We start from the raw sequence: 10,627 nt of genomic DNA on the forward strand, positions 1-10,627 counted from the left end.
GGCCAGGTCGGGCGGGCCGCTGCGCCGCGGCAGTTCCCGGTGCAGGAAGGCGGGCCAGTCCTCGAACCCCTCCAGGGCGTCGACGGGGCCGTCGGGCTCGACGGAGGGCTCGGCGGAGGGCTCGTCGTGGTGCTCGGCACGGGGTAGCCGGGGGTGTCGACGAGGTGGTCGAGCAGGAGGCCGACGAGCACGGCGACCGACGGGGCGGGCAGCCCGAACAGCGCGCGGAAGTAGACGGGCGCCACGAGGTGGTCCAGCACGCGGGTGGCGGTGGGCACGGCCTCCCCGCGGGCGGCGGCGGCCGCGAGCAGCGCCTCGACCTGCTCGCTGCGACCGGTGAGGCAGGCGGCGCACGCCGACCGCGGGCCCCCGGGGTCCTCGGGGGCGCCGGGATCAGCCGGTCCGGCGGCGACCGCCGCCCGCAGCAGCGCCTGCTCCTCGGGCCGGGCGGCCTCGGCGACGAGTTCGGCGCCCCAGGCCAGCAGGTCCCCGCGCAGCGAGCCGGTGTCGGGCACGGCGGCGGTGGTGCCGAAGCGGGCCAGGGCGGTGTCGGCGAGCAGGCCGCCCACGTCGCCCCAGCGCCGGTACACGCTCGTGGCGTTGACCCCGGCGCGGGCGGCGACCTGCGGGACGGTCAGCGTCGCGGCGCCCCCGTCGGCGAGCAGTTCGACGACGGCGCGGTGGACGGCGGCCGTCACCTTCGCGCTGCGGCCGCCGGGGCGGGTCGTGGCCGGGGTCATGCCCCCAGCTTAACGCAGTCGTCTTTGCGTTAAGGGTGGAGCTGGAGTAGTTTCCCCACGACACCTCCCTCGCAGACCTGGAGCTCCCGTGTCCCTGCGCACCTCGCCCCGCACCGGGTTCTGGCTCGTCGCCGCCGCGCTCGGCGTCCTCGTCTCCGCCTCCGCCGCGCCGTCGCCGATCTTCCCCGTCTACCAGGCCGAGTGGGGCCTCGGGCCGAGCGCGGTCACGGTCGTCTTCGCCGTCTACGCCGCCGTGCTGCTCGTGGCGCTGCTGACGGTCGGCTCGCTGTCGGACCACCTCGGCCGCCGGCCGGTCGTGCTCGCGGCGATCGCCGGGGTCGTCGCCTCGATGCTCGCCTTCGTGCTCGCGGACTCCACCGGCTGGCTCGTGGCGGCCCGCGCGCTGCAGGGCTTCTCGACCGGCACCGCGATCGGTGCGCTCGGCGCCTGGCTGCTGGACCTGGCCGGCCCGCGGCGCGGCGCCCTGGCCCAGGTGGTCAACGGCGCGGTCCCGCCGCTGGGCCTGATGGCCGGAGGGCTGGGCTCCGGGCTGCTCGTGGAGTTCGCCCCCGCCCCCACCCGCACCGTCTACGTGCTGCTCGCGGTGCTGCTGGCGGTCTGCGCCGCCGCCCTGGTCGCGGTGCCGGACGCCGCCGCGCGCGTCCCCGGCGCCCTGCGCTCGCTGACCCCGGTCGTGCGGCTGCCGCGGGCCTCGCGCTCGTCGCTGGTGCGCTTCGCGCCCGGCTTCCTGGCCAGCTGGGGCCTGGGCGGCTTCGTCCTCGGCCTCGGCCCGTCCGTCGTGGCCGGCGTGCTGGGCCGCACCGACCACGTCACCGGCGGGCTCGTCGTCGCGGCCGTCGCCGGTGTCGGCGCGCTCGTCGGCGTGCTCACCCGCGCCGTGCGCCCGGCCCGGCTGGTGGCCGTCGGCATGCTGGCCCTCGTCGTCGGGCCGCTGCTGGTCGTCCTCGCCCTCGAGCAGTCCTCGACGGCGCTGTTCTTCACCGGCGCCGCCGTCTCCGGCATCGGCTTCGGCGGCGGCTTCCAGGGGGCGCTGCGCGGCGTCCTGGCCACCGCCCCCGCCGACGAGCGCGCCGGGGTGCTCTCGGCCGTCTACGTCATGAGCTACCTGGCCTTCGGCCTGCCGGCGGTCGTGGCCGGCTTCCTGGCCCCCTCGCTGGGCCTGCGCGAGGTGGCCGACGGCTACGCCGCGCTCGTCGTCGTCGTCGGCCTGGCCGGTCTGGTGCTCACCCTCGCCGGCTCCCGCCGCGGAGGCGGCACCGGCGGGCTGCCGGGCCCGCGCCGCCCGGCGCCGGTGCGCCGCGGGGCCGCCGCGGGGGTCAAGCGCGGGCGCTGAGCTGCCGATGCCGCACCCGTGGAACTCCACCCGGGTCAGCGCGTCTGCTTCAGCGGCCACTTCCTGACCGCCCGCGCCGAGCTGGCCGCCCGCGCGCGCCGGGCCGGGCTGCTCGTCGACGAGGCCGTCACCGCCGCCACGGACGTCCTGGTCGCCAACGACGCCGGTTCCGGAGCGGCCTCGGTGCGCGCGGCGATCGCGGCGGGCGTCCCGATCGTCGACGAGTACACCTTCGACGACCTGCTCGCCGCCCGGGTCTGAGAGCCCCGGCTCCCCGCCCTGCCCCGCGCGGCGGCCCCCGCCGCCGGCGGATCCGGCACCCGGTGCCGAGACGACGCGGAACGGACGCGACGCCGGACCCGCCCGCGCCCTAGGCTCGAGGAGACGGCCGGCGTCCTGCCGCGTCCTGCCCCGCCCGGCGCTGTGCGGAGCACCGCAACGAGGCACTCCCGAGGAACTGCTGCATGTCCGCGCTCCGCACCGCGCCCGACTCCCGCACGCGCTCCACCGCCGGTCTCGTCGTCCTGCTGGGGACGATGGCCGCGCTGGGCGCCGTCACGATCGACCTCTACCTGCCCTCGCTGCCCGAGGTCGCCGAGGACCTGGCCACCACCGGCGCCCGCACCCAGATGACCATCACCGGCGTCCTGGTCGGCTCGGCCGTCGGCCAGCTGGTCGTCGGCCCGCTCTCGGACACCTTCGGCCGCCGCCGCCCGGCGATCGTCGGGTTCGCCGTCTACGTGCTCGCCTGCCTGCTGTGCTCGATCGCGCCCAACCTGCCGGCGCTGGTCGCCTTCCGCGTGCTCGCCGGGGCCGGCGCCGCCGCCGGCGCAGTGATCGGCATGGCCGTCATCCGCGACCTGTTCACCGGCCCCGCGGCCGCCCGGCTGATGTCGCGCCTGGTCCTCGTCATCGGCGTCGCACCGCTGTTCGCCCCCACCGTCGGCGGCGCCATCGCTGCCTGGACGGGCTGGCGGCCCGTGCTGGCGCTGCTGGCGGTCGCCGGCACGGGCGTGCTGCTGGCGGTCTGGCGCCACCTGCCGGAGACCCGCCCGGAGCTGCGCGACACCCCCGCGGAGGCGCTCGCCGAGCCGGTGGTCGCCCCCGTCGTGCCGCCGCGCCCCGGCCGGCTGCTGCGCACCTTCGTCGGCTACGGCGCCCTGCTGCGCGACCGGCGCTTCCTGGCGCTCGCCGTCCTGCCGGGCCTGGCGATGGCGACGATCATGAGCTACGTCGCGACCTCGCCGTTCATCCTGCAGGAGGGCTTCGGCCTGGAGGGGACGGCCTTCGCCGTCTACTTCGCCCTCAACGGCACCGCGCTCGTCGGCGGCAGCCAGCTGAACGCCGCGCTGGTGGAGCGGTTCGGCTCGCCCCGGCTGCTGCGCCTGGGCGTCTCGGCATCCCTCGTCTTCGGCCTGCTGCTGACGGTGCCGCTGATCAGCGGCACCCACCGGCTCGTGCTCTTCGCCGTCCCGCTGTACCTGCTGCTGCTCAGCGTCGGCTTCGTCATGCCCAACGCCGTCACCCTGGCCCTGGAGCCCTACGGCGACAGCGCGGGCGCGGCGGCCGCGCTCGTCACCGCCCTGCAGTCCGGCGTCGGCGGCCTCGTCGGCGTCGTCGTCGGCCTGCTCGGCGGCGACGAGGAGGCGATGGGCGCGGTCGTCCTCGGGGCCGTCGTGCTCCAGGTCGCCCTGCTGGCCGCCGTGTGGCCGGGCATCCGGCCTAAGGTGACGGCATGAGTTCGATCACGGACGCCCAGCCCGCGGGCAGCGACGTCGACGAGTCGGTGCGCCCCCAGGACGACCTCTTCCGCCACGTCAACGGCCGCTGGCTGGCCACGACGGAGATCCCCGACGACCGCGCCGTGGACGGCGCCTTCGTCCGCCTGCGCGACCAGTCCGAGGCCGAGTGCCGCGTCATCGTGGAGACGGCCGCCGCGGCCGTCGCCGACGGCTCGGCCGCGCCGGGCAGCGTGCAGCAGAAGATCGGCGCCCTCTACGCCAGCTTCATGGACACCGAGCGCATCGAGGCGCAGGGGCTGACCCCGCTGGCCGCCGAGCTGGCCGCCGTCGACGAGGTGCAGGACCTCGACGGCCTCGTGCGCCTGCTGGGCTCCTTCGAGCGCTCCGGCGTCGGCGGCCCGTTCGCCTACTGGGTCGACACCGACAACGCGCAGTCCGACCGCTACGTCGTCTACCTCACCCAGTCCGGCCTCGGCCTGCCCGACGAGTCGTACTACCGCGAGGAGCAGTACGCCGAGGTCCGCGAGGCCTACCGCGCCCACGTCGAGCGGGTGCTCGCCCTCGGCGGGCGCCCGGACCCGGCCGGCGCCGCGCAGCGCGTCCTGGCGCTGGAGACGGAGCTGGCCTCCCACCACTGGGACCGGGTGCGCAACCGCGACGCCAACGCGACGTACAACAAGCTCGACCGGGCGGGCCTGCAGGCGCTGCTGCCGGGGGTGGACCTGGCGGCGTGGACGGCCGCCGCGCAGCTGCCGGAGTCGGCCTTCGCCGAGGTCGTGGTGCGCCAGCCCAGCTACCTGGAGGGCGCCGCGCGGGTGCTGGCCGCCACCCCGGTGGGCACCTGGCGCGACTGGCTGGGCTGGCGGGTGCTGCACCAGGCGGCGCCCTACCTGCCGGAGGCCTTCGTCCGCGAGAACTTCGCCTTCTACGGCACGACCCTGACCGGCGCGCCGCAGCTGCGCGAGCGCTGGAAGCGCGGTGTCGGCCTGGTCGAGGGCGCCCTCGGCGAGGCGCTGGGCGAGCTCTTCGTCGCCGAGCACTTCCCCCCGGCGGCCAAGGCCCGCATGGAGGAGCTCGTCGCCCACCTCGTCGAGGCCTACCGCCAGGACATCGAGGCGCTGGACTGGATGACGCGCGAGACCAAGGACCGCGCGCTGGACAAGCTGGCAAGGTTCACCCCGAAGATCGGCCACCCCGACACCTGGCGCGACTACTCCGCGCTGACGATCGAGCGCGACGACCTGCTGGGCAACGTCCGCCGGGCGTTCTCCTTCGAGGTGGACCGCGAGCTGGCCAAGCTCGGCGGCCCGGTGGACCGCTCGGAGTGGTTCATGACGCCGCAGACCGTCAACGCCTACTACAACCCGGGGATGAACGAGATCGTCTTCCCCGCGGCGATCCTGCGCCCGCCGTTCTTCTCCCTGGAGGCCGACGACGCCGAGAACTACGGCGGCATCGGTGCCGTCATCGGCCACGAGATCGGTCACGGCTTCGACGACCAGGGCTCCAAGTACGACGGCGAGGGCAACCTGCGCGACTGGTGGACCGACGCCGACCGCGAGGAGTTCGGCAAGCGGACGCAGGCCCTCGTCGCCCAGTACGACGCCCTGGAGCCCCCGGAGACCCCCGGCAAGCACGTCAACGGCGCGCTCACCGTCGGCGAGAACATCGGCGACCTGGGCGGGCTGACGATCGCGCACAAGGCGTACGAGATCGCCCTCGGCGGGCGGGAGGCCCCCGTCGTCGACGGCCTCACCGGCAGCCAGCGGCTGTTCTTCGGCTGGGCGAAGGTCTGGTGCGGCAAGGTCCGCCCGGCCGAGGTGGAGCGCCGGCTGGCCGTGGATCCGCACTCCCCGCCGGAGTTCCGCTGCAACGCGGTGGTGCGCAACCTCGTGGAGTTCCACGACGCCTTCGGCACGCAGCCGGGCGACGGGCTGTGGCTGGACCCGGCGGAGCGCGTCCGCATCTGGTGACCCCTCCGGCCGGGGCGCCCTCGCCGGCGGGTCAGCCGGCGAGGGTCACCCGGTCGCGGCCGGCGGACTTCGCGGCGTAGAGCGCGCGGTCGGCGGCCACCAGCAGCTCGTCGGGGCTCGTGCCGTGGACGGGGCTGGTCGCGACGCCCGCGCTGACCGTCAGCCGCAGGTCCTCGACCTCCAGGCGCAGCCGCGCGCACGCGCGGCGCAGCTCCTCGGCGCGCTCGGTGGCGGCGCCCGCGTCGAGGTGCGGCAGCAGGACGACGAACTCCTCGCCGCCGTAGCGCACGACGTCCTCGGCGCGCGCGTGCGCCCGCAGCACCTGCGCGACGGCCACGAGGACCTCGTCGCCGACGGCGTGGCCGTGGACGTCGTTGACCGCCTTGAAGTGGTCGACGTCGAGCAGCACGAGCGAGAGCGGGTCCCCGGCGGCGGCCGAGGCGCTCAGGCGCGCCTGCAGGTCGTCGACGAAGCGGCGCCGGTTGCGCAGCCCGGTGAGGGGGTCCCTGGACGCCTCCTCGGCGAGGTCGGCCCGCAGCCGCTCGATGGTCCGCACGTGCGCCAGGAGCTGCTCGTTGGCCTCCTCCAGCGCGCGCTGCTGCGCCAGGACCGCCGTGACGTCGCGGACGACGAGGACGCGGCCGAGCACGTCCCCGCGGTGGTCGCGGATCCAGCGGGCGCGCACGTCGAGGCTGCGCCCGTCGCCCGTGCGCAGCACGGTGACGACCTCCCCGGCCCCCACCGCGGCCGCCAGGTCCGGCAGCAGCCCCGCCAGCGCGGCGCCCACGGGTTCGCCGCGCGCACCGCACGAGCCGCGCAGCAGCTCGCGCCCCGCGGCGTTGAGGTCGACGACGCGCCCGCTCTGGTCGACCACGAGCACGCCGTCGCTCATGGTGTCGACGACGAGGCCGCGGGCGACGGGCACCATCCGCAGCAGGTCCTGGGCGAGGACCGCGTACGCGAAGACGATCCCGCTGACGACGAAGGCGGGCGGGGTGATGTCCACCGGCAGCACGGAGGCGGGCGAGGTGATGCTCACGGCGTTGGCCAGGACGGGGACGCCGAGCCCGACGAGCATCGTCGTGGCCTGCCGGCGCACCAGGCCGCTGGAGGTCGAGCGCGAGCGCAGCAGGTCGCGCACCCCGCTGGCGATGACCGCGTAGCTGTAGAGCGAGTGCAGCCAGAAGGCGGGCCCGTGCGTGGTCTCCCGCACGAGCGGGTCGCCGGTGTAGGCGACGGTCTGGTGGAACCAGTGCAGCCGGTCGTCGAGCGCGACGACGGCGAGCAGCAGGACCGGCTCCACGAGCAGCAGCAGCAGGCGGCTGCGGCGCATCGGCCGGCCCGTCGCGGCGTGCAGGAACACCCGCAGGCAGGCCACCGTCGCGCCGACGCCCGCGAACTCGACGAGCACGAGGGCGTCCTGCACCGCCGGCGGCGGGCCCAGCCCCATGACGGCCACGGCCGCCGCCCACGTGCCGGAGCCGAGCAGCCCGAACGCCAGCGGCGCCGCGGCCGGCGTCTGCGCGCGCGAGCGCCAGGCGAGCACCGCGACGGCGACCGCGAGCAGCGCGGAGACGGCCGCGACCACCGCGAGCGTCGACACGCCTGCTGCACCTCCTCGCCCGAGCCGTGGTGGACCGAGCCTGCCAGGGAGATCGGACAGGCGGGGGTGGAGCAGGAGCCGCCGACCGGGTGGTGGGCGGCCCGCCCTCAGCGACCGGGCGGGTTCGGCGGCAGCCGCGGGTGCAGCAGGTGGGCCACCAGCGCGGTCCACCCGGTCTGGTGGGTGGCGCCCAGGCCCTCGCCGGTGTCCCCGTCGAAGTACTCGTTGAAGGTCGGGTGCTCCTGCCACAGCGGGTCGGGAGTGGCCTCGATGCGCTCGCCGTCCGCCGGCCGGCGGCCCTGCACCGGCCGGAAGAGCGAGACGAGGCTGTCGTCGATGAGGTCGGCCGCCTGCACGAGCGTGATGCGCTTGCCGGAGCCCTTGGGCACCTCGACGGTCAGGTCGTCGCCGAAGAAGCGCCCCAGCGTGCGCAGCTTGTCGGCCAGCAGCACGTTGACGGGGAACCACACCGGCCCGCGCCAGTTGGAGTTGCCGCCGAACAGCCCGGTGCGCGACTCCCCGGGCTCGTAGACGATCGAGGAGGCCTGCCCCTCCACGGACGTGGTGATCTCCTGCTTGACGGCCGCCGACAGCGACCGGATGCCGTAGTCGGACAGGAACTGCTCGGAGTCGAACATCCGGTCCAGCAGCTTGACCAGCCGGGGCTTGTCGACGAGCGAGAGCAGCATCAGCCGCCCCTCGGGGGTGGAGCGGGTCAGCAGCGGCAGCGTCAGGTCGGGACGGCGCTTCTGCAGCCACCGCAGCCGGCTCGTCAGGTCGGGGCACTCGTCGGCGATCCAGCCCGGCACGTCGGTCGCCCCGAGGATCGGCAGCAGCCCGACCATGGACGGCACGCGCATCGGCTCCGCGGTGCCGTCCGGGCGCAGCAGGACGTCGTAGAAGAAGCCGTCCTCCTCGTCCCACAGCGACACCTCGTGGGTGCCGAAGGACGTCATGGCCTGCGCGATGGACAGGAAGTGCTCGAGGAACTTGGTGGCGGCGTCCTCCCAGGCCGGGTCGTGCCGCGACAGCTCCAGCGCGATCTTGAACATCTGCTGGCAGTAGAAGGCCATCCAGCTCGTGGCGTCGGACTGCTCCAGCCGGTACCCGGGGGGCAGCTCGGCCGAGCGGTCGAAGAGGCCGATGTTGTCCATGCCCAGGAAGCCGCCCTCGAAGAGGTTCGACCCGCTGGAGTCCTTGCGGTTGACCCACCACGAGAAGTTGAGCAGCAGCTTGGTGAAGACGCGCACGAGGAAGCCCTGGTCGCGGTAGCCGTCGAGGCGGTAGACGTGCCAGGCCGCCCAGGCGTGCACGGGAGGGTTGACGTCGCCGAAGGCCCACTCGTACGCCGGCAGCTGCCCGTTGGGGTGCATCGACCACTCGCGGCACATGAGCACGAGCTGCTCCTTGGCGAACTCGGGGTCGACGTGCGCGAGCGGGATGGCGTGGAAGGCGAGGTCCCACGCCGCGAACCAGGGGTACTCCCACTCGTCCGGCATGGAGATGACGTCCGCGAGGGCCAGGTGCGTCCAGCTGGTGTTGCGGGCGCCCCGCCGCTGGCGCGACTCCGGCGCCGGGTCGGTGTCGGGGTCCCCGCTGAGCCACTGGCGCACGTCGTAGCGGTACAGCTGCTTGGTCCACAGCAGCCCGGCGTAGGCGCGCCGGGCGATGTGGCGGTCGGACTCGCCCAGGCCGGGGTGGATGACGGCGTCGTAGAACTCGTCGGCCTCGGCCTCGCGGTCGCGCAGGACGGCGTCGAAGCCGCGGCCGAAGGTGTGCGGGCCGGGCGCCTGCCGCGACAGCCGCAGCCGCACCTCGACGGTCTGGCCGGGCTGGACGGCGTCGAAGCTGTACCAGAACGCCGCCTTGGTGCCCTCGCGGCGGGGGTTGACCGCCGAGGTGTCCCCGCGCACGATCCGCCGGTCGATCCCGTCCTTGGTGTAGGCCGTCGGGTTGTGGTCGGCGCCGAAGAGCTCGACGAGGTTGCTCTCGTTGTCGCAGAAGAGCACCTCGGGACTGCCCTCGGCCGCCAGGTGGTACCGGCCGAGGTGGCCGTGCTCGCACTCGACGTCCTCGAGCCCGCCGACGGCGAGGGTGGGCGGCAGGACCTGCGTCATGCTCCCGCGCCGGCGGTCCCAGCCCCAGGACCAGGTGTTGCGGAACCAGACCTGCGGCACGAGGTCCAGCGGCGCGGGGTCGGGGCCGTGGTTGGTGGCGGAGACGACCATGCACAGGTCGTCCGGGGAGGCCTTGGCGTACGTCACCGTGACGTCGAAGAAGCGGTTCTCGTCGAGGACGCCGGTGTCCCCGAGCTCGTACTCGCGCTCCTCGCGCCCGCGGCGCGCGTTCTCCTCGCGCAGCCGCGCGTAGGGGAACTCCGCCTGCGGGTACCGGTACAGCCAGCGCATCCAGCTGTGGGAGGGGGTGCCGTCGAGGGCCCACCAGTACTCCTTGGCGTCCTCCCCGTGGTTGCCCTCCCCGTTGGTGAGCCCGAAGAGGCGCTCCTTGAGGAAGGGGTCCCTGCGGTTCCACAGGGCCACCCCCAGGTTGAGGAAGCCGAACCGGTCGCAGACCGCGCCGAGGCCGTCCTCGCCCCACCGGTAGGCGCGCGAGCGCGCCTGGTCGAACGGGAAGGCCGACCAGGCGTCCCCGTCCGCGGAGTAGTCCTCGCGGACGGTGCCCCACTGCCGGCCCGCGACGTACGGCCCCCACAGCCGCCAGGGACCGTCCGGGCCCGGCGACTCGGCCATGCGGGCGTGCTCGGCGCTGCGGTGCTGCGGCGGCTGCTCCGGGAGCTCGGTCGACTCGGTCACCACCTCAGTCTCCCAAGAGATCACCGCACGGCGACCCCGAGCGGGTCGGCGAGTGGGATGTGCTGCCGTGCAACGCTTCCGGTCCGGAGGGCGCCGGCGATTTGCCTCCTGGACGGGGCGCCGTCTACTGTTCTTCATGTCGCCGGGACGGGGCAGCGCAGCGGGCCGCAAGGGCCGCGGGGCTGGGTCGGGTCGGTGGCGCCGGAAGCCTGATCGGGGGCTGGGTTGCTTGTCGGCCTGGTTCCGGGTTAAGGTGGGGAAGTTGTCTCTCTTCGGTTGGCCTCTTGGTGGGGTCGGCTGGGTGGGCGTCCGGTTCTTGAGAACTCAACAGTGTGCCAAGTGTTGATGCCAAATCAATCAACCCCGTATGGCCACCGCTCATCTGGGTGGTGGTTGGGGATT

General features: G+C 74.8%; 7 protein-coding genes. 4 read left to right on the plus strand and 3 right to left on the minus strand.

Features of this window, described 5'->3' with window-relative positions:
- A partial coding sequence (locus ACRYM2_RS21620) for a TetR/AcrR family transcriptional regulator (protein WP_432524631.1) occupies nt 1–740 on the minus strand: 740 nt, incomplete at its 3' end.
- A gap of 88 nt (nt 741–828) precedes the next feature.
- Here ACRYM2_RS21620 and ACRYM2_RS21625 point away from each other — a divergent pair.
- The 4 genes from ACRYM2_RS21625 to ACRYM2_RS21640 all read left to right on the plus strand — a co-directional run bounded on the left by ACRYM2_RS21625 (nt 829) and on the right by ACRYM2_RS21640 (nt 5,809).
- Entirely contained in the window at nt 829–2,094 is a 1,266-nt protein-coding gene (locus ACRYM2_RS21625; protein ID WP_432524633.1) for an MFS transporter, read from the plus strand.
- Nucleotides 2,095–2,112: 18 nt separating this feature from the next.
- The gene (locus ACRYM2_RS21630) at nt 2,113–2,355 is read left to right on the plus strand and encodes a hypothetical protein (RefSeq protein ID WP_432524634.1); all 243 of its coding nucleotides are present in this window, start codon (nt 2,113–2,115) and stop codon (nt 2,353–2,355) included.
- A 203-nt stretch (nt 2,356–2,558) separates the two neighbouring features.
- Nucleotides 2,559–3,833: a multidrug effflux MFS transporter gene (locus tag ACRYM2_RS21635; protein WP_432524636.1), complete on the plus strand. Its 1,275-nt coding sequence runs from the start codon at nt 2,559–2,561 to the stop codon at nt 3,831–3,833.
- Complete coding sequence (locus ACRYM2_RS21640; RefSeq protein WP_432524637.1) at nt 3,830–5,809, plus strand: M13 family metallopeptidase; 1,980 nt, start codon at nt 3,830–3,832, stop codon at nt 5,807–5,809. The genes ACRYM2_RS21635 and ACRYM2_RS21640 overlap by 4 nt, the downstream gene beginning before the upstream one ends.
- Nucleotides 5,810–5,840: 31 nt before the next feature.
- Here ACRYM2_RS21640 and ACRYM2_RS21645 read toward each other — a convergent pair whose 3' ends face one another.
- Both ACRYM2_RS21645 and ACRYM2_RS21650 read right to left on the minus strand, forming a co-directional pair.
- Nucleotides 5,841–7,412: a histidine kinase N-terminal 7TM domain-containing diguanylate cyclase gene (locus tag ACRYM2_RS21645; protein WP_432524638.1), complete on the minus strand. Its 1,572-nt coding sequence runs from the start codon at nt 7,410–7,412 to the stop codon at nt 5,841–5,843.
- Between the two features lie 107 nt (nt 7,413–7,519).
- Nucleotides 7,520–10,162, minus strand: coding sequence for an MGH1-like glycoside hydrolase domain-containing protein (locus ACRYM2_RS21650; protein ID WP_432524639.1), 2,643 nt, complete (start codon nt 10,160–10,162; stop codon nt 7,520–7,522).
- Between the last annotated feature and the right edge of the window lie 465 nt (nt 10,163–10,627).

Source organism: Kineococcus aridisoli, from assembly GCF_050871885.1.
Lineage (GTDB): Bacteria > Actinomycetota > Actinomycetes > Actinomycetales > Kineococcaceae > Kineococcus.